Origin of the sequence: Methylocella sp., from assembly GCF_041905455.1 — a bacterium.
In the GTDB taxonomy this organism is placed as follows: domain Bacteria; phylum Pseudomonadota; class Alphaproteobacteria; order Rhizobiales; family Beijerinckiaceae; genus Methylocapsa.
Map to the genome: position 1 here is coordinate 34,387 of NZ_JAYRLA010000017.1, position 22,553 is coordinate 56,939.

Here is a 22,553-nt window from a genome sequence, read left to right on the forward strand (position 1 = left end):
GCCGAAGGCGAACGCTGAAAGCCTCCACGCCGCCCGAATGACGCGGCTTCAGTCGAGGTTTCGGCAGGTTTCCGCAGCGCGCGTCAGATGGCGCATGAGCTTGTCGGCGACGCTCCGGTCGAGGCCGACCTGCGCGATCGCCTTCACCATGCAGGCGAGCCAGAGATCGCGGTCGCTCGGACCGATCGGGATGTGCTCATGCATCTCGCGCAGGCGCGCGTGGCCATATTTCTGCACGTAATATTGCGGGCCGCCCAGAAAACCCGAAAGGAAGTTGAACTGCTCGATGCGCGAGTGCGCGACGCCGTGTCCGCGCAGATGCAGGAGGCGAAGAGCCTCCGCCTCGGGGTCGGTTTCGATGATGTCGTAAAAGATCTTGACGAGCTCGCGGACGCCTTCTTCTCCGCCAAGGTCCTCATAAAGCGACTGGCGCCTGACGGGAATGTTCATGGCCGAATCTCCCATTATGTCGCGGGGGTGGGCGCGAGCCGGACAAGAGCGCGGCGAACCGGCGGCTGCGCGGCGGAGCGGAAGCCTCCCGGCCTTCGCCCCGCGTCATTGATCCGGCGCATACGTCCGGTCCGAAAGTTCTCCGCGCCTTTCGGATCGACGCGCTTAGAGCGTCGTCTGCTCAGGGGCGGTTCCGACAGAGAGCGGGGCGCCGTCGTCGAAGGGCGCGAGATAGTCGACGACCATCTCCCGGTAGCGGGTGAGGCCCTTGTACTCGGCGAGCTCCGGCGGCAGGTCGCGCAGCACGCGATGCAGCCGCTTGCGCCATTTCGCGACGCGCGCGATGTCGCCGACGCGGATGAGGTAGCAGCGGATGCCGAACAGGATGCCGTTGGAGCGCGGCAGGCGGAATAGCGTCTGCAGCTCGACGCGCAGGTGGACCTTCTCGCCGACGTTCTCCGGGGTGACGGTGGTGCGGTCGGCGCCCCAGAGCGGATAATTCTCCGGGCTCGTGTCGAGGCGCGGATTGATCGTCATCGTCCAGTTGAGGCGACGCACGGGCTGGCCGTATTGCAGCCGCGTCAGGAACTTGAGAGCGCGGTCGAAGACGCCGAGCTGACCGGCGAGCGGCACCGGCGCATGCCATTCATGGAACGACATGCCGATGTTGAACTCGAGCGACCAGTCGGCCTGGGTCGTGACCATTCCGCCGTCGACGAACAGATTGTCCTCGCGCTGATCCTGCAGGGTGAAGTCGCCCTGGGCCTGGCGGGTGACATATTCGAAGGGCTCGTAGGGCAGGGTGGAGGCGTCCCCGAAGGTGAACTCCTGCCGGATGCCGAGCGGCCTGTTCTCCCAGGTCCAGCGCTCGCCGTCCTTCGTGAGCGTGAAGTCCGCCGGATAATCGCGCGCGAGGCTCTCCATGATGAGCTCGAGCGTGTCCCATTGCGCCGTCATCATGTGCGGCAGCACCTTGCAGCGGCTGGGATCGCCCTCGAGGACGATGGCGCGCTCGGCGCATTCGGCGACGTAATGCTCGTCGACGTCGAAAGTCGCCTGGAAGGCCGGCGTCGGCCCGCCCTTCACATGCGGCTCCATATTAACCGAGTACATGTAGGAATCTTCGGCGAACGGAAACGGAAAGCGCAGCACCGCCTCGTCGCTGTTCCGGTAGGTGAAGTCCTGACGGAACGTCTCCGACGGCTTGAAACGCTGGTTCATGTCAATCCTCCCATCAGGCCGTTTCGGCCTGGCGTCTGCGACGCTCTTGCTTCGTTTCAGAGATCGAGCACGAGGCTCGGCGTCTTCGCGCGCGAAACGCAAATCATGATGGAGCGCTTGGCGGCGCGGTCGGCTTCGCTGAGAAAGTGGTCGCGATGATCCGGCTCGCCTTCGATGAGGCCCGTCTGGCAGACGCCGCAGGCGCCCCCGCGGCACAGGCATTCGGGCTCGAGCCCGGCCTCCTCGATCGCCTCCAGAAGCGTCTGGTCGTCGCGCACGGCGACCTCGAGGCCGGATTTCTTCAAGATGGCGACGAAGGGCGCGCCGCCTGCGTGCGATCCGCCGAAGGATTCCGAATGCAGCTTGGAGGCGGGCCAGCCCTGAGCCCGGCCGCTGTCGAGCACGAGGTTCATCAGCCCTTCCGGGCCGCAGGTGTAAAGGTGCGTTCCGAGCGGTTGCGAGCTCAGCACCTGCGGAAGGTCGCAGGGCGAGGACTCCGGATGCAGGATGACGCGTCCGTCGTCGAAATCGGCGAGCAGCCGCTCGAAGACGGAAAGCTCGGCGTCGCGGCAGAAATGGCGCAGCTCGTAGTCCGCGCCGCTCTCCCGGAACGCGGCGATATAGGACAGGAACGGCGTGATCCCGACGCCGCCGCTGACCATGAGATGCTTGCGCGCCAGATGGGAGATCGGGAACAGGTTGCCCGGCTCATGCGCGGCGATGATCGCGCCGCGCTCGATCTTCTCATGCAGGAAGGCCGAGCCGCCGCGCGAATTCTCGACCTTGCGCACGATGATCTCGAGCCGGCTGCGGTCGGCGGGGGCGGAGACGACCGAATAGGCGTTCTTCCAGCGCTTGCCCTTGCCCTCGAGCGTCAGGCGCAGATGGGCGCCGGGTCCGGCGGGAGGAAGCTCGCCGCCGTCGGCCGCCTCGAAGACGAAACGCTTCAGCAGCGGGGACACCCGCTCGGTGTCGCGCACGCGCAAAAGGAGATGGTCGGCGCCGCTCATGGATAGACCTCTTCGATCGCGGGGATTTCGCCAGGAACTTCGGCGTCGACCTGCACGCCCGCGAAGGCCGCGAGGCGGCGCGAGAAGTGGTCGCGCACGAACAGATGCGCGCCGCAGCCCGAGCAGGTCGCGATGTTGGTCGACACATTTTCGGTGACGGCGCGGCAATGCACGCAGTAGACCCGCCGGCTCTGCGAGCCGACGTGGAAAAGACGATATTCGTCGCGGTCGAGCCCCTTGTCCGCGGCGATCTTGGCGACGTCCCAGATGAAGGATTCGAGCCCGACGGCGTAAAGGCGCAGGCCGACGCGCTCCCGCGACAGACGGTGGTCGAGCGCGTCGAGAATCTGCGCGCGCGAACGGAAGTCGCGCAGAACCGCGCCGCCGCCCTCGTGCGGCGCGGCGGCGACGCGCGCCTCGGCGAGCGTGCGCCAGATTTCGACGGGAGCATCCGCCGGCAGGCCTGCGAACGTCTCCGGGGAGGGCTCGAAGCGATGGTCGGCGACGAAAAGATGCCGGCGCCCGGCGGGATCAACCGCGAGCGCCTCATATGTCGGACGGCTGAACATTGGGGGAGCGGACATATTCCCTCGACTCTGTGACCGGGCGTCCGAACGCCGATCATGACGCTGGCGCGAGCCGCATGACATGCATGTTCGGCGCCCCTAATGGGATGCTGAGCGACTAGAAATAGTATCGGCGGTGGGCCGGGTCCATGATGCCAATGGATATCATTGACATTCTTTTTCTTCAGAAGAAAGCTTGCGTCTTAGGCGGAAATCCTCTCAGGAGCGTGGAAACTGCCGTGCGAGCGGGCGATTGCCGGCTGGATGGTCGACGACAAGTGGGCCGGGCGAATTTGGCGACGCGCGAGGATTGCAGGCCCTGGCGGCTCAGGCGCGGCCGTTTCCGGCTCATGGGCCCGCGTCGCCTTCGGGCCGGCGATCATTATCTGCGGAGTTGATTTAGACGGCTTCAGTCATTCATTCGCGCTGATCTTAAGCCGATAGGATAATTCAAAGACGTCGACTGTGGCCGACGCCCGCGAAAGCCGCTCCTTGTGTCCAGATATCGATGTTCAGATATCAATTCTGGAAAAAAATGGAGCAAATCTCCTTACGAGGGCGCGCTCCGAGTCGACATTCATCTTACGGTAGATGCGATGTTTATAATTCTTGACCACTCCCTTGCTGATCGTCAAAGCTTGAGCGATATGGCCGGTCGTGCAACCACGCAGCATGAAAGAGAGGATGTCGCGTTCGCGCGGCGTCAACTCCTCAAGCGACGGCGTGTCGAAATCGCCCGGCGCGGGCGCCGAATTGCAACGCTCAAGCACAAACATTCGACCATGCGGGGCAAGCGGAAAATCCCCCGTCATCTTTTCGAATTTTATGATCCATCCGTCCAAGGCGCTGGTCTTTTCGCCTCGGGCTGAAAGCCGAACCACCTCAGAATTGATTGCGCGATCCCCGGCGACCGCTTCATTCCATGCGTCGTTCGAATAGACGCTTGCGCCGAACCGGTCCTGGATCAACATTGGTTTATCGGCGAGCCTGTTAAATTCCAGCTCGCAGGCTTTATGCGCGTTGGCGAACAGATTGCTGATATGCGCGCGATGACAGCCTTCGAGGGCGGGAAAGACGCGACGCGCGCGCTCGACGTCGGCGCGCGAAAAAACGCCTTCTTCGCGCTCAAGGAATAGACCGTAACAATCGTTGCCGACGGTTGGCAGAAATACGCTCATTTCATCCGAAATCCGGGCGTTCGGCAGGAAGACGCGGCTATAGGCCTCGATACCCTTATATTCCGCCTTGACTTTGGCCAGCATGATGACGCCAGCGTGGCCATGATTGTTCCAATAGTCGGAGAAAGGATCGACTCCGCTGTATTCGCCAAGATAGGCTCCGACGACGTGCGACTTCACGTTGTTAGTGTACAGGACCTCCGGCGACTCGTTGCGGGAGAAACGGATAATCCAGCAGGAGTCGTGGCGAATGCTCGCGCCGAAGAGGCTGACCAGCTCGGGATGAAAATCCCGAGAGCCGATCGACTTGGCCACTTGGCCGAGCTTATCGAACCATCGTTTGTCGTCCAGGCGAAGCATGGGGCGATTCTCCCTCAATCACGCCTGTCGTTTTCGACATGGCTCCAGCTCTGAAGAACTGGAATTTTATCGATCTCAGAAAATAGCTATTTTAAAAGCTTTTCAATGGCGATGGCGCCTGACGCGCTCCCCGTCTTCCTGTCGGCCGCACGTCACGCCCGGCCTCGCTCTGGCTTGATCCGGGCCGGAGTCGAGCGATCCGGTCCGCCGGGCCGAAAGCCTGTCGCGTCCTCGCTATCTCTGCGCCGATCCGGCCTCCTCGCAGGCTTGCCCCGGTCTGTGTTCCGGTTCACGATCTCGATCATGGCGCGTTACGATGGGCGGCTACAGATTAAGCGGCCGCCAACTCTCTCTGGAAAAAGGCTCTAATCGGACGATCGTGGAACATGACGGATCAACGTGCGGCGGAAGCAGCATCCGCTTTGCGATGATGCGGAAGCTCGACCGATCCCCTGCGATCCGTCCGCAAGCGGCGCGCTCCGAGGCGGCGTGATCGCCGATCCCGCGTCGCCCTCGCGAACCGGGCTGCGGGCGAGATCAGCATTTCCCAAGAGATCAGGCCATCACGGCGGCGCTGCGATGGCCTGATCTTTGCTGGGACGGTCACGCCGCATGGTCCATCTCCTGCGCGATGGATCCAGCTTTGTCGATGGCCAGAATCAGGGGGGCGCCAGCCGCCTCAAACACGGAACGCTTCAGCGAACAAACCGGCTCCGCCTTCTGCGCGCACAACGCCGACGAAAGCGCGGGCCGCTGACGTTAACGTCGATCATAGCCCGGGTCTATGATGCCAATGGACACCATTGACAGGCGCTTTCTTCATGGGAAATTCGCTGTCGCCATAGAAAAATATCAATCACTGGGGAAGGAAAGCTCTCGCAAGAGCGCCGATTGCAGGCGCGCGAAGAGCGAAACAAGGAGTGCTATATGAGCAGCGTAACAGATGCCGCCTCGACAGAGCTGGATGGGCGGCTTCACCGAAGCATCGACTGGACCGGCGCCTTCTGGGTGGCGAGCGGCGTCCCCGCCCTCGTCCTGTTCTCGATCGGCGGCATCGCCGGCACCACGGGGAAGCTCGCCTTCCTGATCTGGACGGTCTCGATCGTCCTCGGCTTCCTGCAATCCTTCGTCTACGCCGAGATCGCCGGCCTGTTCCCCAACAAGTCGGGCGGCGCCTCGATCTACGGCGCGGCCGCCTGGGTGCGCTACGTCAAGCTGGTCGCGCCGCTCTCGGTGTGGTGCAACTGGTTCGCCTGGAGTCCGGTGCTCTCGCTCGGCTGCTCCATCGCCGCCGCCTACATCCTCAACGCGATCGCTCCCGTGCCGCTCGCCGGCTCGCCCGAGGTCGCGCAGTGGCTCGCGGCCCACGGCGCCGAGATCGTCGGCTCCGAGGCCGACAAGACGGCCGCCGCCGTCGCCGCGCTGAGCCCGGCGATCCGCAACTGGGCGCTCTTCACGCATTCGATCGGCCCGGTCAGCTTCTCGCTCAACGCCGCCTTCTTCGTCGGCTTCGCCCTGATGCTGATGGTCTTCGCGATCCAGCACCGCGGCATCCTCGGCACTGCGAGCGTGCAGAAGTGGATCGGCCTCGCCGTCATCATCCCGATGGTCGTCGTCGGCCTCGTGCCGCTGCTCACCGGCAAGGTCGACTGGAGCAACTTCTCGCCGCTCGTGCCGCTCGCCGCCGCCTCCGCGCCCGAGCCCGGCAGCTGGAACATCGGCGGCTGGACGCTGGTCCTCGGCGGCATGTTCATCGCCGCCTGGTCGACCTACGGCTTCGAGACCGCCGTCTGCTACACCAGCGAGTTCCGCGATCCCGCCAAGGACACCTTCAAGGCCATCTTCTACTCCGGCCTGCTGTGCATGGCGCTGTTCATCCTGGTGCCGTTCACCTTCCAGGGCGTGCTCGGCCTCACCGGCATGCTCGATCCGACGATCGTCGACGGCTCGGGCGTGGCGCAGGCCATGGCGCATATGGTCGGCGGCGGCAAGATCGTCGAGAGCGTCCTCGTGATGCTGATGATCCTCGCCCTGATCCTCTCGATCATGACGGCGATGGCCGGCTCCTCGCGCACGCTCTACCAGGGCTCGGTCGACGGCTGGCTGCCGCGCTATCTCAGCCACGTCAACGATCACGGCGCGCCGACGCGGGCGATGTGGACCGACCTCGGCTTCAACCTCATCCTGCTCGCCATCGCCTGCGCCGACGCCACCAGCTTCTTCTTCGTGCTGGCGGTGTCGAACTGCGGCTACATCATCTTCAACTTCCTGAACCTCAACTCGGGCTGGATCCACCGCATCGACTCCTCCCATGTGCCGCGCCCCTACAAGGCGCCGTCCTGGATCATCGGCCTCGGCGCGGTCTTCGCCTTCGTCAACGTCGTGTTCATGGGCGCCGGCGCCAAGGTGTGGAACCCGATCGCGCTGTGGGCCGGCCTCATCACCGCCTCGATGATCATCCCGGTGTTCTGCTATCGCCATTACATCCAGGACGGCGGCAAGTTCCCGCACGAGACGTTCGAGGACCTTGAGATCGGCGACGGCCGCCACACGGAGAAAAAGGCCGGGGCGCTGCCTTATCTGGTCCTGATCGCCGGCCTCGTCGTCCTGCTGGCCGCGAACTGGATCTTCCAGCTCTGACGCAGACGCGCCCGGGAACGCTCCTCCGGGCGCCGTCGCCGGCGAATCTTCCCAGGAAGAAAATTTCTTGACGTAAACTCTGTAAGACCGCGTCTTCCACCGAAAAGCGGGCGGCGCGGACGGCCGCTCCTGGAGCGGACGGAACGTCAAAAGAAGGTGCTGCAATGAACACTCACGCCCATCCCCGCAAGAACGCCCTGAACGAGCGCCATCGCGCGCTGGGGACGAATTTCGAAGCCTCCTGGAACGACATGCCGATCCCGCAGAACTACGCGAGCGATCCTTATGTCGAGACGGAGACCGTGCGCGAGGCCGCCGGCCTCTTCGACGTCACCGCGCTGCGGCTGATCGACGTCTCCGGCCCCGACGCGCTCGCCGCGCTGAACGCGATGCTCACCTCCGACATCGCCAAGATCAAGCCCGGCAAGTCGGCGATCAGCAACATCGTCGACGACGCGGGCTCGCTGATCGACGACGTGCTCATCTACTGCGACGGCCCGAACGCCTATCGCATCTCGCATGGCGGCGGCTCGCTCGAGGACGTGCTGCCGCAGTTCGCGCAAGGGCGCGACGTGCAGTTCCGCAAGGACGACGACACGCACATCCTGTCGCTGCAGGGGCCGAAGGCGCTCGACATTCTCGCGCCGCACACGCCGATGAACCTCGCCGACCTGCGCTACTTCGAGCACCAGCGCACGACCCTGTTCGGCCGCGACGTCTCGATCGCGCGCGGCGGCTATTCCGCCGAGCGGGGTTACGAGGTGTTCTGCAAGGCCGCCGACGCCGTCTACCTGTGGGACAAGATCCTCGAGGCCGGCAAGCCGTTCGGCGCGACCGCCGTATCCTGGGCGTGCCTCGACATTGTGCGCGTCGAGGGCGCGCTGCTGTTCTTCCCCTACGACATGCCGGAAGGCGACGTGACCCCCTGGGAGGTCGGCGTCGACTGGACCGTCGACCTGTCGAAGCCCGCCTTCCACGGCAAGGAGGCGCTGGCGCGCCGGCGCGGGCAGGAGCGCTTCGCGCAGGTCGGACTCGAGGTCGACCATAACGAGGCGGTCGAGCCGGGCGCGAAAATCTTCAAGGACGGCCAGGAGATCGGCGTCGTCAATTCGACGACCTACAGCCGCCGCCTGATGCGCTCGCTCGCGCTTGGCCACGTCAAGCCGCAGTTCAAGGCCTACGGGACGGAGGTCGAGGTGCGCGGCGAGGCCGGCGCCCTCAAGGCGCGCGTCGTCAAGACGCCGTTCTACGATCCGCTGCGCCTTCGCACCCATCCGCTCGAGGAGCGCAAGCCGCGCTGACGCCGGCCAGGGCGACGAACGGGCGGCTGCCGCCGCCCGTTTACGCCAGATCGAAGATCGGCATGAATTTCTTGATGAGCTCGCGCTCGGACGCGACCTCCGCCTTGCGGTGGATGCGAAGCCGCAGATTTCTGATCGTGCCTTTGCTCATCTCCAGACGCTGAGCGATCTGGCCGGTGCTCCAGCCCTGCATGATCATCAGAAGCACTTCGCCTTCGCGCGGCGTAAAGAGCTGAAGCACGTCCTGGCGCCGCTCGGCGCCGCCCTCGCCGATGAGCGGCCTCGGCTCGAGCACGAACATTCGTCCGCGCGGCGCCAGCGAAAAGTCCTTGTCGAAGGTCTCGGACCGCACGACGAAATTTCCGGCGAGGCGCGTCTGCGGGCTCGTCTCGGGAAACAGCTCGGCGACCGCCTCCATGATCGCCGGCTCGGAGCGCGCGGCGCAGCTCCAGGACGCGTTGGAATAGACCTCGATTCCGAAGCGGTCCTGAATGAACACCGGACGATTGATGAAATCCTGCGCGCCGAAAACGTCCTTGCGCCGCAAATTGTCGAAAAGCCGCTCCAGATGAGCGCGATGGAAGCCCTCAAGGGCGGGAAACATCCGGCTCGCGCGCCGCACGTCGGACGCTTCGAACCGGCCGGCGCGGCGGTCGAGGAAAAGCCCGAGGCAGCAGTGGCCGATCGTCGAAAAGAACATCCCCATTTCATCGGAGACGCCGGCGGGGCCGAGATAGAGGCTTTTGTACAAAAGGAAGTCGAGATCTGACGTCTCGAGCTGCGCGAGGGTCAAAACGCCCGAGCTCTGGCTCCGTTTCCAGTGACGCGAGAAGGGATCGATCTCCAGGCACTTCGAATTATAGATTCGCAGCGTTTCGGCCGGCACGTTCCAGCTGTAGATGACGTCTGGCGGCGCGGCGCGCGAGTAGCGGATGATCCAGCCGGCGTTATGGGGAACGCTCGCGCCGAAGAGATCCACCAGCGCCTCATGGAAGCGGTCGGTGCCGATGGATTTGGCTATGTCGCCGAAGCGCCGAAACCACTCCGCATTGCCGAAACGCAGCGCCGCGCGGCGCTTAACCTCTTCGTTCATGCCGTCCGCCGCCGCCCCCCTGACGTCGATCCCAACAGGAGGATAGCGCGCCGCCGCGGCGATTGGGAGGCGTAAGCGGCCTTCCATGAAAACCTAGCGAAATCATGAGTATGAGCGGTATGCAATGACCCTGGTGAGGGCGCGCGCCGACCTCCGGGCTTTGCCGCGGAGCGAAAAAGCCGCCTTTGTCCAGCCCGCCCCACGCCTTGGCGCGCGACATAGTGACACCTGTCATTATTGCCGTGGAACGTCGACCCCGTTTAGCTTTCCTCAAGTGAAAGATATTTCACAGAGGCGGCAGGGTCGCTATTTTCTCGTCGGCATGTAAGACCGACGCCCAAATCCGTCCGGCTCGCCTGCGTTCGAGGACGCGCCGGGGGAAGAAATGCGAGAGCGGCGGTGGCCGCGCCCGGCGCCTCCGACATGCGTCTGTTAAGCTAAACGAGGTTTTCGACATGACTCGCATCGCCATCATCGGCGCCGGCCCGAGCGGCCTCGCGCAGCTTCGCGCCTTCCAGTCCGCCGCCAGGAAGGGCGCTGAAATTCCCGAGCTCGTCTGCTTCGAGAAGCAGTCGGACTGGGGCGGGCTGTGGAACTACACCTGGCGCACCGGCGTCGACGAATACGGCGAGCCGGTCCATGGCAGCATGTACCGCTACCTGTGGTCGAACGGCCCGAAGGAGTGCCTCGAATTCGCAGACTACTCCTTCGAGGAGCATTTCGGGCGCCCGATCCCGTCCTATCCGCCGCGCGCCGTGCTGCATGACTACATCATGGGCCGCGTGGCCAAGAGCGACGTGCGCAAGTTCGTGCGCTTCAACACCGTCGCCCGCTGGGTCGACTACGACGAGAAGACCCAGAAATTCTCCGTGACCGTCAAGGACCTCAAGAAGGACGAGCTCTACACCGAGGCCTTCGACTACGTCGTCGTCGCCAGCGGCCACTTCTCGACGCCGAACGTGCCGCATTTCCCCGGCATCGAAGTCTTCCCCGGCCGCGTGCTGCACGCCCACGACTTCCGCGACGCGAACGAGTTCGTCGGCAAGAACCTGCTCGTCGTCGGCAGCAGCTACTCCGCCGAGGACATCGCCAGCCAGTGCTACAAGTACGGCGCGAAGTCGATCACCTTCAGCTATCGCTCAAAGCCGCTGAACTTCGCCTGGCCAGACTGCTTCACCGTGAAGCCGCTGCTGACCAAGCTCACCGGCAAGACCGCCCATTTCAAGGACGGCAGCACGACCGAGGTCGACGCTGTGATCCTGTGCACGGGCTATCTGCATCACTTCCCGTTTATCGCCGACGACCTGCGCCTCAAGACCAGCAACAGGCTCTATCCGGCCAATCTCTACAAGGGAATCTTCTGGCAGGAGAACCCGAAGTTGATCTACCTCGGCATGCAGGACCAGTACTTCACCTTCAACATGTTCGACGCGCAGGCCTGGTACGCGCGCGACGTCATCCTGGGGCGCATCAAGCTGCCGAGCAAAGAGGAGCGCCAGGCCGACATCGAGCACTGGCGCGCGCTTGAGGAGAAGATCGAGACCGCCTATGACGGCATCGACTTCCAGACGGAATATGTGCGCGACCTCATCCCCGCCACGGACTACCCGATGTTCGACCTCGACCGGGTCGCGGCCCTGTTCAAGGAATGGGAGGAGGACAAGGTCAAGAGCATCATGGGCTATCGCAACAATTCCTATGTTTCGATCATGACCGGCAACAAGGCGCCGGCGCACCACACGAAATGGATGGAGGCGCTCGACGACTCCTTCGAGGCCTTCATCGCGCAGCCGGAGGCGGCCGAATAGCGGCCGCAGGCCCCGCGCCCGCGTAACGCAAGGAGCAACGCACATGAACGTGACGGCGACAGGCCTCAAAGGCGGCGCGGGCCTTGCCGCGCGCGCTCCCTCGCGCATCCTGCGCGCGCCGGGCGGCGGCTCGATCCTGTTCGAGCTCGCCGCGGGCGACGAAGCGGCGGTCTTCAGCCCCGAGGGCGGACAGAGAGGCGACCTCCTCGTCGCCTCGACGGCTTCCGGGGCGAACGCCCCCGCGGCGCTCGGCCCGGCGTCGCGGCGGCTCGGCGGTCTTTCCGACCTTGGGGCGGGCGCGGGCGACCCCGCGCGCGCCTTCCTCGCGGCGCTTCGCGAAGGCGAAGCCGCCGAGGCGATCACGCTTTTCAGCGACGACGGCGCGGCGGGCGAGACTTTCTTTTTCCCGGCTCCCGCCGACATGCGCTGCCTGCTCGTCGTTCCGGGCGAGGCGATGGAGCCCGACGCGCAGAATCCGCCGACGGACCTGCGCGTCGAGATCTTCTCGGCGCGGGCGGCGGGCGTCGCGCCGCCTCCGCTCGCCCCCGTCAAGCTCGACCTGCGCATCGACGCCGCGAGCGCGCGCGCCTATCGCGTCGCGGCCGGGGACTATTTCCAGATCATCGACGTCGACGGGCGCCAGTGCTCCGACCTGCTCGCCTTCGACGCGAGGGCTCTGGAGCAGGGGCGCGAGCTCGGCGTCGATCCGACGACGACGCGCACGCTGATGGGCGCGGCGACGCCGGAGCCCGGCCTCCACTCGAAATATTTCGACCAGGACCAGAACCCGCTGTTCGAGATCGTGCGCGACACCGTCGGGCGGCACGACACCTTCATGCTCGCCTGCAGCGCGAAATATTACGACGACATGGGCTACCCCGGACACGGGAACTGCACCGACAATTTCAACGCAGCCCTCGCCCCTTACGGCGTCGCGCCGCGGCGCGGCTGGCCGGCGGTCAACTTCTTCTACAACACCTTCGTCGGCGAAGACGACATGATCGGCTTCGACGAGCCGTGGTCGCGGCCCGGCGACTATGTGCTCCTGCGCGCGCTGACCGACCTCGTGTGCGCCTCGTCCTCCTGCGCCGACGACATCGATCCGGCGAACGGCTGGCGGCCGACCGACATCCATGTGCGCGTCTACGACGCCAGGGAAAACTTCTCGAAGGGCGGAGCCCACCGCATGACCGTCGACTCACCTGCAACGCTCACGCGCGAATCGGGCTTCCATCCGCGCACCTGCGCGCTGACGCGCTCCTTCGCCGACTATCGCGGCTTCTGGACGCCGCAATGCTACGCCTCGGAAGGCCCGATCGCCGAATATTGGGCGTGCCGCGAGCGCGCCGCGATCATGGACCTGTCGGCGCTGCGCAAGTTCGAGGTCACCGGCCCGGACGCCGAGGCGCTGCTGCAGGGCGCGGTGACGCGCGACATCCGCAAGCTCGCCGTCGGCCAGATCGTCTACACGGCGATCTGCCACGAGCACGGCGGCATGATGGACGACGGCACGGTGTTCCGCCTTGGCGAGGCCAATTTCCGCCTCGTGTGCGGCGACGACTATTGCGGCGTCCATCTGCGCGAGCTCGCCCAGCGCCAGGGCCTGCGGGCCTTCGTGCGCTCCTCGACGGACCAGCTCCACAACGTCGCGCTGCAGGGCCCGAAGTCGCGCGACATCCTGCGCGAGGCGCTCGTCACGCCGCCGCTCCGCGCCACGGCCGACGAGCTGAAATGGTTCCGCTTCACCGTCGGCAAGATCGGCGGGCGGCCCGTGCTCGTCTCGCGCACCGGCTACACCGGCGAGCTCGGCTACGAGATCTGGACGCATCCGGACGCCGCGCCCGCCGTGTGGGACGCGCTGATGGAGGCGGGGCGCCCGCACGGGCTCGCGCCGTTCGGCTTCGGCGCGCTCGACATGGTGCGCATCGAGGCCGGGCTCATCTTCGCCAACCATGAATTCTGCGACGAGACGGACCCGTTCGAGGCCGGCGTCGGCTTCGCCGTTCCGGCGAAGAAGGAGGACGCTTATATTGGATCGGAGGCGCTGGCGCGCCGGCGCGCGCATCCGCTGCGCCAGCTCGTCGGCCTTGCGGTCGAGGGGAACGAGCCGGTCGGCCATGGCGATCCGGTGTTCTCCGGCCGCGCGAAAGTCGGCGTCGTCACGAGCGCGACCCGCTCGCCGGTCCTGCGCCGCACGATCGCGCTGGCGCGCGTCGACGTCGCCTGCGGCCAGCTCGGGACGGCGCTCGAGATCGGCAAGCTCGACGGGCGCCAGAAGCGCATCGGCGCGCTCGTCGCTCCCGTGTGCCAGTACGATCCCGACAAGTCGCGCGTGAGGGCGTAGGCGCCGCTCACGCGTGGCCGGGATTGGCGCCGTGCGCCGCGCCTTCGGAGTAGTCCGCGACGCGTCGCGCGCCGATTTCTTCGAGGTCGAGCTCCGACTCGAGCGCCTGCACGACGGCGTCGTGAACTTCTCCCGCGCGATGCAGCCGCAAAAGCTCGGCCCGGCCAGCGCGGTTCGCCGCCAGGATCGCGTCGTAATGTTCGCGGCGGGCGGCGTCGAACTCGCCGTTCGACTCCGCGTAGCGCTGGGCGATCTCGGCTCTGCGGCCATATTGCTCGGAAAGACGCGGATGGCGTTCGCCGCCGTCCGGCTGGCGCGAGAGCCCGGCGATCGCGCGCTCCTCGGCGCGGATCATGCGGGCGCGCGCCTGCGCGAGGGAGAGCGTTTGCGCCTGCGCGAGCTCGAAAGCGCCGAGCGGCATCGCCTTGATGAGCGGCCGCAGCGTCGTTCCCTGGATGAGGATCGAGGCGAAGATCGCCGCCATGGTCGCGGCCATGATGAAGTCGCGGCCCGGAAACTCCTCCGGCACGGCGAGCGCGACGGCGAGGCTGACGACGCCGCGCATGCCGGCCCAGCTCATGACGATCGGCACGGCGAGCGGCGGGTAGGGGTCGCTCGCGCGCAGCTTCGGAAACAGGAAGCGCGCGACATAGGCCGTCGTCAGGATCCAGACGAAGCGCGCCGCCGTCATCGCGAGCAGGATGGCGCCGATCGCCGGGGCGAAGCGGGACATCTCGAAGCCCGACTCGGAGAGCCTGTGCAGGACGCCGCGCAGCGACAGGCCGATCAGGATGAAGATCAGCGACTCCATGATGAACACGGCGACGGCCCACACGGCCGTGGCCTGCACGCGCGTCACGGCCGAGAACAGCGAATGCTGACGCTGACCGAGGACGAGGCCGCAGACGACCGTCGACAGCACGCCCGAGACGTGCAGGCGCTCGCCGAGGATGTAGGAGGCCCAGGCGACGAGAAAGCTGGCGGCGATGACGAGATGGGCGTCCTTGAGCCGCGCGAGCGCGCTCGAGACGAGGAAGCCGGCGGCGAGGCCGACGGCGACGCCGCCGGCGGCGAGGAGGACGAATTCGCCGGCGCCGCCGGCGAGGCTGAAGACGCCGGTGAGGCCGGCCGTCACGGCGAGCCGGTAGAGCACGAGCCCCGCGGCGTCGTTGATGAGGCTTTCCCCTTCAAGCAGCGTGACGAGGCGCGCCGGCAGCGGGAGCCCGGCGAGGGCCGCCTTCGCCGCGACGGCGTCGGGCGGCGAAACGACCGCCCCGAGGGCGAAGCAGGCGGCCCAGGGCAGGTCGGGGACGAGGAGGCGGGCGACGACGCCGACGATCAGCGTCGTGAAGGCGACGGCGCCGACGGCGAGTTGCAGGATGACGCGCAGATTGGCGCGAAAATCGCGCCAGACGGTGAAATAGGCGCTCGAGAACAAGAGCGGCGGCAGGAACAGAACCAGCATCAGGTCGGGATCGACGCTGATCTCCGGCATGCCCGGAAGGAGAGCGAGCGCGACGCCGCCGAGCGTGAGCGCCGCCGAGGGCGGGAAGCGCAGCCGCCGGGCTATCAGCTCGAGCGGGATGACGACGGCGATCAGGACGAGGACGAGTTCGAAGCTTTCGGCTGGCGGCATGCGGCGTCCGGGTGGTCGTGGGCGGGCGCGGCAGGATAGGCGGGGCGGGCGGAGGCGTCACCTGCCTCGCGCGTCAGGGCCGCTCGCGCGCCAGCGCGTCGCGCAGAACCTGCACATGTCGGTTGAGCGCGCCGAGCTCGTCCATGGACAGGCCCGAACGCTCCGTCAGCTCCTGCGCGAGGCGTCCGCACCGCCCGCGCAGCGCGCGGCCGGCGGCGGTGAGCCGCGCCTCGACCTCGCGCTCGTCGTCGGGATTGCGCGCGCGGGTGACGAGGCCTGCGGCTTCGAGCCGCTTCAGGAGCGGGGTCACCGTGCTTGATTCAAGCGCGAGGCGTTCGGCGATCGCGCGGACGCTGCGTCCGTCCTGCTCCCAAAGCGCGTGCAGCACGAGATATTGCGGATAGGTGATCCCGAGCCGGTCGAGCGTCGGCTTGAACAGGCGGGTGACCGCCATGCTGGCCGAATAGAGCGAGAAGCACAGCTGGCTGTCGAGAGGCGAGGCGGCGGGCAAGGGGAGCTCCTGAATGCGCGCGCAGCGTATCACAAAAATGGATATCGCGATAACAAAGGCGCTGGACAAGGCGGCCCGGGCCGGATAGAAATAGATATCGCGATAATTATTGTCGCGACGATTTTCAGGGAGACCGCCATGTCCGTCGACGTCAAATACCGCACTTCCGCGACCGCCGTCGGCGGCAGGGAAGGCTCCGCCCGCAGCGCGGACGGCGCGCTCGACGTCAAGCTGTCGCGGCCGAAGGAGCTTGGCGGCGCCGGCGGTCCGGGGACCAATCCCGAGGAGCTGTTCGCGGCCGGCTACTCGGCCTGCTTCATCGGCGCGCTCGGCGTCGCCGGCCAACAGCTCAAGCTGAAGGTTCCGGCCGAAACGAAAGTCACCGCGACCGTCGGCATCGGACCGCGTTCGGAAGGCGGCTTCGGCATCACCGCCGACCTCGTCGTCGACCTGCCGGGCCTCGATCGCGCCGACGCGCAAAAGCTCGTCGACGCCGCGCATCAGATCTGCCCCTATTCCAACGCGACGCGCGGCAACGTCGACGTCGGCCTGACGCTCGCCTGAGCGGAGCGCGGCGCGTCAGCGCCGCGCAGGCTCGTCGGGGGCGGCGTCGAACGGCCCGCCGAGCTCGCCTTCGCTGAATTGCGACAGGTCGCGCGTCGCGGGCTCCGTCCCGGCCCCGTTCGCCGCCGCGTCCGGCTTCGCCAGCGTCTCCCGGACGAGCGCGTGGCCCTGCGCGATGTTGAAGCGCACGGAGCCTTCCGAGAAATCATAGTCGCGCGCGGACGGCTCGCCCGGCCGCCCCTTGCGCACGAAGCGGGTGATGGTCGTCGCCGCCCCATCGCCCATCAGCTGGATGAACGGCGGGCGTTGCATGATCTTCTCGCGGGTCGCCGCGTCGACATGGCGCAGGACGCCGTTGACGAGGCTGCGATAGGCGCCGACGAGCTCGCGCATGCGCAAATCGCTGCGCACGCGCTCCGAGTAGACGATCTCGTCGCGCCGCGCCATCACCTCCGTCATGTTGGCGGGGAGCGGACGCTCCTCGGCGAAGAGGTCGACGATGAACACCCGCTTGCCGTCCGGCCCGCAGCGGTCGACCACGAGGTCGAGCGGCGAATTGCTGACGACGCCGCCGTCCCAGTAGGCTTCGCCGTCGATCATCGTCCACGGAAAGCCCGGCGGCAGGCTGCCGCTCGCCAGCACATGGTCGGGCGTCAGGTCGTCGACGTAGCTGTCGAAGATTTCGAGCTTCGCCGTCCGCACGTTGACCGCGCCGACGAGGAGGCGCGCCGGGCTCTGCTTCAGCCTGGGGAAGTCCACGTATTTGGCGATGAGCGCGCGCATCGGCGCGACGTCGTAGAAGCTCGTCCAGCTCGTCGGCAGGCTCGGCGCCTCGAAGGGCGAGGGAAGCCAGCGCGGCCTGAAGAAGTTCGGCAGGCCGAAGGCGACCGTCTGCGCCGAGGCGAGGGCCCGCGCCGTCTGCTCCGGCAGCCCTGGCGGCGCCTTCACGGCGAGCTCGCGCCAGAAGGATTCGAGCGCCTGCGTCGCGTCGCGCGGATTGCCGGCGACGATCGCCCCGTTGAGGGCGCCGATCGAGACGCCGGCGACGATGTCGGGAAAGATCTTCGCTTCCTCGAGGCCCTTGACGACGCCGCACTCGAACGCCCCGAGCGCGCCGCCGCCCTGCAGCACGAGCACCGTCTGGCTCGGGATGGCGCCGAGGCTGAAGGAAGGATCCGCGAGCTTCTCCTTCACGCCGGAGAGGTTCGCGCGATAGCGGATCAGCCCTTCGACCTCGCGCGTCTCCTCGGGCGGGCGCCCGGAGGTGAACAGCGCGCGCGGCACGTCGTCCCGCAAGTAGAAGAGAGCCATCGACTTGTCTTCGAGCGAGCCGCGCGCCACGCGCTCGCTCGCCTCCTCCGGCGCTCCGAGCACGTTGAAGCTGACGTCGCCGACGTCGCAGAAGAAATAGGAGACCTCGTCGTAGCGCAGCTTGCGCCCCAGCATATTGCGGGCGGCGAGCCGGCCCTGGCGCACGGCGTTGTCCCAATGCTCGATATGGCGCCGGCGCGCGAACACCGGGTCGTAGAAGCTCGTCACGTCGCCCGCGGCGTAGATCGCAGGGACGCTTGCGCGAAGCTGGTCGTCGACGACCACGCGGCCGTCCTCGAGCTCGACGCCGGAGCCGGCGAGGAAGTCCGTCGCCGGAACGACGCCGATGGCGATCATCAGGAGGTCGCAGGGCAGATGGAGCCCGCCCCGCGTCTCGACCGCCTCCACGCGCTCCCCTCCGATGATCTTCGTCAGCTTTTCGTCGCGCAGGATCGTGACGCCGCGCGAGGCCATGCGGCGTTCGATGAAGTCCGACGCCGACGGCGCCGCGAGCTGCCGCAGGATGCGCTCGTGACGCTCGACGAGCGTGACGGAAAGGCCGAGGCCGGCGAGCGTCGCCGCGATCTCGGCGCCGAGGAAGCTTCCGCCGACGACGACCGCGGCCTTCGCGCCGGCCGCGATGTCCCGCCGCGCCGCCTCGCAGTCGGCGAGGTCGCGCAGGCGGTGCGCGTTGGCAAGCCCGGCCCCCGGCAGGTCGAGCCGCGCGGGACTCGCGCCGGTGGCGATGAGCGCGGACTTGTAGACGATCTCGTCGCCGGCCGCGGTGCGCGCCGCCCGCCTCGCCGGATCGAGGGCGACGACCCTGGTCCTGAGGGCGAGCTCGATCTTCTGCTCGGCGTAGAAGCTTTCAGGATGAATGAGCGTCTGGGCGGGCGCGATCTCGCCGGCGAGCAGCTGCTTGGAGAGGGGCGGGCGGAAGTAGGGCGGCGAGTCGTCCGACGAGACCAGCAGGATCGAGCCTGACGCGCCTTCGAGGCGCAGCGTTTCGGCCGCCGCCGCCGCCGCCGGGCCGCCGCCAAGGAGCAGGTAGTCGACTTCTCTCTGGCTCATGATCCGCCTCGGCCGCCGCGTCGGGCGTAAGGTGCGCGCGCTTGCGACGCAAAACAAGTCCTTCGCAAATGCGAATATCACGCCGGACTTGGCGACGGCCGCGGCGGAGCCTAAAGTCGCGGCGCGCTCGATCCGAGGGAAGGCCGTCATGATCCGGTGCTTGGCCGTCGTCCCGACCCCGCGCGTCCCGGCGGCCGGGGCCGGCCGGCGATGACGCTTCCCGGCGCGCGCGAGTGGATCTTCGCGCTGAAGACCTTCGCCGCCGGCCTCCTCGCTGTCTATGTGTCGATGTGGGCGGGGCTCGAGCGGCCCTACTGGGCGCTCGCCACGGTCTATATATCAAGCGGCGCGCTCGCCGGGGCGACGCGCTCGAAGGCGGTCTACCGCTTTCTCGGCACGCTCGTCGGCGCGGCGGCCGCCGTGGCGCTCGTCCCGAACCTCGTCAATTCTCCCGAGCTTCTCTCGCTCGCCGTCGGCCTGTGGGTCGCCGCCTGCCTCTATCTGTCGATGCTCGACCGCTCGGCGCGGGCCTATGCGCCGATGCTCGCCGGCTACACGGTCGCCCTCATCGGCTTTCCGGCGGTCGACGAGCCCGCGGCGATCTTCGACGTCGCTCTGGCGCGCGCGCAGGAGATCGGCGTCGGCGTGCTTTGCGCGTCGGTGATCTCGATGGCGGTGCTGCCGCTGTCGGCGGCGCCGGTCGTCGCCGCGCGCGTCGAGGACTGGATCGGACGGGCGCGCCGCTGGGCGCTCGACGCCCTGCGCGGGGTTCCGACGCCGCTCGACGCGCGCGCCGAGCGTCTGCGCCTCGCCGGCGACGCGCTCGCGCTCGACGCCTTCGCCGCGACCCTGCGCTACGAGCCGTCCGGCGGACGCGGCCTCGCCCGCGCGCTGTCGCTCTTGCGCCAGCACATGCTGATGTTCCTGCCGATCGCCGCCTCGATCTCGGCGCGCGCCGGCGAGCTCGAGCGCATGGGCGAACTCGGCCGGGGCGGACCCGCCATGGTCGAGATGTCCGACTGGCTCGCCTCGCAGACGACCGATCCGGCGCAAGCCGAGGCCTTGCGCCAAAAACTCGCCGCTCTCGAGCTCGACCTCGGCGCGCTGTCGCCGGAGACGGGCTGGCGCGACCTCATGCGGGCCGGCCTCGTCGAGCGGCTGCGCGAGTTCATCGACCTGCGCGAGGATTCGCGGCTGCTCCTGCGCCATATCGCCGGGCGCGCCCCGGGCGAGGCGCCGCCGCTCGCCTTCTCCTACACGGCGAAGGCGCACGCCGTGCGCCACCGCGACTACGGCATGGCGGCGCTTTCCGCCTTCAGCGCGCTCGTCGCCATCCTGATCGCCTGCGCGCTGTGGATCGCGCTCGCCTGGCCGGCCGGCTCCGCCGCGCCGATGTTCGCCGCCGTCGGCTCGTGCCTTTTCGCGACGCAGGACGATCCGGCGCCCGGCATCCGCAACTTCGCGCTCGCCTCCTTCTTCGGCGTCCTCGGCGCGGGCGTCACCGTGTTCGGCCTGCTGCCCTACGCGACGAGCTTCGAGATGGTCGCGATGGCGCTCGCGCCGGGGCTGATCCTCGTCGGGCTGCTCATGGCCTCGCCGCAGACCGCCGCCTTCGGCGCCGGCGCCGGCGTGACGGGCGCGAGCTCGCTCGCCATCCAGAACGCCTACGGCGGGGATTTCGTCAGCTTCGTCCATTCCAACGCGGCGCTCCTCGCCGGCGCCTGGATCGCCGCCTTCACGACGCGCCTCATGCGCTCGGTCGGCGCGGGCTACGCCGTGCGGCGCCTGCGGCGGATCAACCGCGCGAGCCTCGTCGCGGCGGCGCAGGGGCGCGGCGGCGAGAGCGGGCTCGAACTCGCCGCGCTGATGCTCGACCGGCTCGGGCTGATGGCCTCGCGCCTCGCCGTCCTGCCGAAGGAGGACGCCGAGCGGACGACCGAGCTGCTGGAGGAGGTGCGCGTCGGCGTCAACGTCGTCGAGCTGCGCCGCGTCCGCCGCCAGCTTCCGGAGGGCGCGCGCGAAGCGGTCAACGCCGCGCTCGCCGGCGTCGCCCGCTTCTTCCGCGCCGACGCGTCGACGCCGCCGCCGGCGGACCTGCTCGAGGCGATCGACGACGCGCTCGACGCGGCCGCCGGGACCGGCTCCAGCGCGGCCGGACGGGCGGCGCTGCTCGGCCTCGCCGGCCTGCGCTTCGCGCTGTTCCCGCGCGCGCAGGCCTGGCGCCTCAGGGAAGGAAGCCCCGCATGAAGAACGACATCGACATCTACGGCGTGTTCGTCCCGGCCCTCGCGCTGTGGATGCTCGTCGCCTTCGTCGCGACCTCCGTCCTCAAGGCGGCCCTCGAGCGCCTCGGCTTCTACCGCTTCGTGTGGCGGCGGCCTCTCTTCGACCTCTCGCTCTATGTCGTCGTCCTCGCGGCGACGGCGTTCCTTTCGCTCAGGCTCTCCGCATGAATTTTTCGCTCGGCTCCTTCCTCGTCCGCCTCTGCGTCACCCTCGCCGCCGTGGCGGCGGCGGCGTTCGCCGGCTTCGCGCTTTGGGACTACTATCTCGAGGCGCCCTGGACGCGGGACGGGCGCGTGCTCGCCGACGTCGTCGCCGTGGCGCCGGACGTCTCCGGCCTCGTGTCGGAGGTTCCCGTCGCCGACAACCAGAACGTGCGGCGCGGCGACGTGTTGTTCCGCATCGATCCCGAGCGCTTCGGCCTCGCGTTGCGGCAGGCCGAGGCCGACCTCGCGGGCAAGCAGGCGAGCCTCGAGCAGGCTTCGGCCGACTTCGAGCGCTACGGCAAGCTCTCCGACGCCGCCGTCACGCAGCAGAAGCTCGAGGCGGCGCGCGCGGCCAAGCTCACGGCGCAGGCGGCGGTCGACCGCGCCAGCGCCGACCGCGATCTGGCGAAGCTCAATCTCGACCGCGCCAGCGTGCGCGCCTCGGTCAATGGCCGCATCGCCAACATGGGCCTCGCGCCCGGCGCCTATGTCGCGGCGGGCCGTGGCGTCTTCGCGCTGATCGACGCCGACAGCATCCGCGTCGAGGGCTATTTCGAGGAGACGAAGCTGCGGCGCATCCACGTCGGCGACAAGGTCGAGGTGCGCCTGATGGGCGGCGATGCGGTCCTGACCGGCCGCGTCGAGAGCGTCGCCGGCGGAATCGAGGACCGCGAGCGCTCGGCGGGCGCCAATCTGCTCGCCAACGTCAACCCGACCTTCACCTGGGTGCGGCTCGCCCAGCGCATCCCCGTGCGGGTCGCGCTCGATTCCGACGCGGACCGCGAAAAGCTCGTCGTCGGCCGCACGGCGACCGTCTCGGTGGTCGGCGAGGGCGCCCGCGCCCGCCGTTGAGCATTTTCAGCAAAAGTTGCAGGGGGGGAGTAGGAGCGTCAAAGGCGACCATATCTTGTATGTCCTTTGCGCGCTCATTCCTGTCCTTCCCCGTCTTCGGCATTCCTACCGGGCTCAGCCCGTCGCGTACAGGCGCGCATGATCGCCTT

At 67.6% G+C, this 22,553-nt stretch carries 17 protein-coding genes; 8 read left to right on the plus strand and 9 right to left on the minus strand.

Features of this window, described 5'->3' with window-relative positions:
• Positions 1-48 precede the first annotated feature (48 nt).
• The 5 genes from ACE3OG_RS13585 to ACE3OG_RS13605 form a co-directional block, all read right to left on the minus strand.
• The gene (locus ACE3OG_RS13585) at positions 49-450 is read right to left on the minus strand and encodes a group II truncated hemoglobin (protein ID WP_374309527.1); all 402 of its coding nucleotides are present in this window, start codon (positions 448-450) and stop codon (positions 49-51) included.
• A gap of 165 nt (positions 451-615) precedes the next feature.
• The gene (locus ACE3OG_RS13590) at positions 616-1,671 is read right to left on the minus strand and encodes a DUF3445 domain-containing protein (protein ID WP_374309529.1); all 1,056 of its coding nucleotides are present in this window, start codon (positions 1,669-1,671) and stop codon (positions 616-618) included.
• A gap of 56 nt (positions 1,672-1,727) precedes the next feature.
• Positions 1,728-2,681, minus strand: coding sequence for a 2Fe-2S iron-sulfur cluster-binding protein (locus ACE3OG_RS13595; RefSeq protein WP_374309531.1), 954 nt, complete (start codon positions 2,679-2,681; stop codon positions 1,728-1,730).
• Positions 2,678-3,265: a dimethylamine monooxygenase subunit DmmA family protein gene (locus tag ACE3OG_RS13600; protein ID WP_374309533.1), complete on the minus strand. Its 588-nt coding sequence runs from the start codon at positions 3,263-3,265 to the stop codon at positions 2,678-2,680. Before ACE3OG_RS13600 ends, ACE3OG_RS13595 begins: the two co-directional genes overlap by 4 nt.
• Positions 3,266-3,759: 494 nt before the next feature.
• Positions 3,760-4,785, minus strand: coding sequence for a LuxR C-terminal-related transcriptional regulator (locus ACE3OG_RS13605; protein ID WP_374309535.1), 1,026 nt, complete (start codon positions 4,783-4,785; stop codon positions 3,760-3,762).
• A gap of 927 nt (positions 4,786-5,712) precedes the next feature.
• On the opposite strand from ACE3OG_RS13605, the gene ACE3OG_RS13610 reads away from it, so the two are divergent.
• Both ACE3OG_RS13610 and ACE3OG_RS13615 read left to right on the plus strand, forming a co-directional pair.
• Positions 5,713-7,425, plus strand: a complete 1,713-nt coding sequence (locus ACE3OG_RS13610) for an APC family permease (protein WP_374309537.1) — start codon at positions 5,713-5,715, stop codon at positions 7,423-7,425.
• Between the two features lie 164 nt (positions 7,426-7,589).
• Positions 7,590-8,726: an aminomethyltransferase family protein gene (locus ACE3OG_RS13615; RefSeq protein WP_374309539.1), complete on the plus strand. Its 1,137-nt coding sequence runs from the start codon at positions 7,590-7,592 to the stop codon at positions 8,724-8,726.
• Between the two features lie 40 nt (positions 8,727-8,766).
• Here the strand turns inward: ACE3OG_RS13615 and ACE3OG_RS13620 are convergent, their stop codons facing one another.
• Complete coding sequence (locus ACE3OG_RS13620; protein WP_374309541.1) at positions 8,767-9,819, minus strand: response regulator transcription factor; 1,053 nt, start codon at positions 9,817-9,819, stop codon at positions 8,767-8,769.
• A 455-nt stretch (positions 9,820-10,274) separates the two neighbouring features.
• Here ACE3OG_RS13620 and ACE3OG_RS13625 point away from each other — a divergent pair, with 455 nt between their 5' ends.
• Complete coding sequence (locus ACE3OG_RS13625; RefSeq protein WP_374309543.1) at positions 10,275-11,627, plus strand: NAD(P)-binding domain-containing protein; 1,353 nt, start codon at positions 10,275-10,277, stop codon at positions 11,625-11,627.
• Between the two features lie 43 nt (positions 11,628-11,670).
• A complete protein-coding gene (locus ACE3OG_RS13630; RefSeq protein ID WP_374309545.1) occupies positions 11,671-13,971 on the plus strand; it encodes a DUF1989 domain-containing protein in 2,301 nt (766 codons plus the stop codon).
• A 7-nt stretch (positions 13,972-13,978) separates the two neighbouring features.
• Here ACE3OG_RS13630 and ACE3OG_RS13635 read toward each other — a convergent pair whose 3' ends face one another.
• Positions 13,979-15,607, minus strand: coding sequence for a Na+/H+ antiporter (locus tag ACE3OG_RS13635; RefSeq protein WP_374309547.1), 1,629 nt, complete (start codon positions 15,605-15,607; stop codon positions 13,979-13,981).
• A 73-nt stretch (positions 15,608-15,680) separates the two neighbouring features.
• Positions 15,681-16,061: a MarR family winged helix-turn-helix transcriptional regulator gene (locus tag ACE3OG_RS13640; RefSeq protein ID WP_374309559.1), complete on the minus strand. Its 381-nt coding sequence runs from the start codon at positions 16,059-16,061 to the stop codon at positions 15,681-15,683.
• A gap of 195 nt (positions 16,062-16,256) precedes the next feature.
• Here ACE3OG_RS13640 and ACE3OG_RS13645 point away from each other — a divergent pair, with 195 nt between their 5' ends.
• Entirely contained in the window at positions 16,257-16,682 is a 426-nt protein-coding gene (locus tag ACE3OG_RS13645; protein ID WP_374309549.1) for an organic hydroperoxide resistance protein, read from the plus strand.
• Positions 16,683-16,697: 15 nt separating this feature from the next.
• On the opposite strand, the gene ACE3OG_RS13650 is transcribed toward ACE3OG_RS13645, so the two are convergent.
• Positions 16,698-19,064 carry an FAD-dependent oxidoreductase gene (locus ACE3OG_RS13650; protein ID WP_374309551.1) on the minus strand — a complete coding sequence of 789 codons (2,367 nt, stop codon included), beginning with the start codon at positions 19,062-19,064 and terminating at the stop codon, positions 16,698-16,700.
• 210 nt (positions 19,065-19,274) lie between these two features.
• On the opposite strand from ACE3OG_RS13650, the gene ACE3OG_RS13655 reads away from it, so the two are divergent.
• Genes ACE3OG_RS13655 through ACE3OG_RS13665 form a run of 3 tightly spaced genes read left to right on the plus strand, consistent with a single transcriptional unit; the run spans position 19,275 to position 22,404 of the window.
• On the plus strand, positions 19,275-21,311 hold the full coding sequence (locus ACE3OG_RS13655) for an FUSC family protein (protein WP_374309553.1): 2,037 nt from the start codon (positions 19,275-19,277) through the stop codon (positions 21,309-21,311).
• Positions 21,308-21,517, plus strand: a complete 210-nt coding sequence (locus ACE3OG_RS13660) for a DUF1656 domain-containing protein (protein WP_374309555.1) — start codon at positions 21,308-21,310, stop codon at positions 21,515-21,517. The genes ACE3OG_RS13655 and ACE3OG_RS13660 overlap by 4 nt, the downstream gene beginning before the upstream one ends.
• On the plus strand, positions 21,514-22,404 hold the full coding sequence (locus ACE3OG_RS13665; RefSeq protein WP_374309557.1) for an efflux RND transporter periplasmic adaptor subunit: 891 nt from the start codon (positions 21,514-21,516) through the stop codon (positions 22,402-22,404). The genes ACE3OG_RS13660 and ACE3OG_RS13665 overlap by 4 nt, the downstream gene beginning before the upstream one ends.
• Positions 22,405-22,553 lie beyond the last annotated feature (149 nt).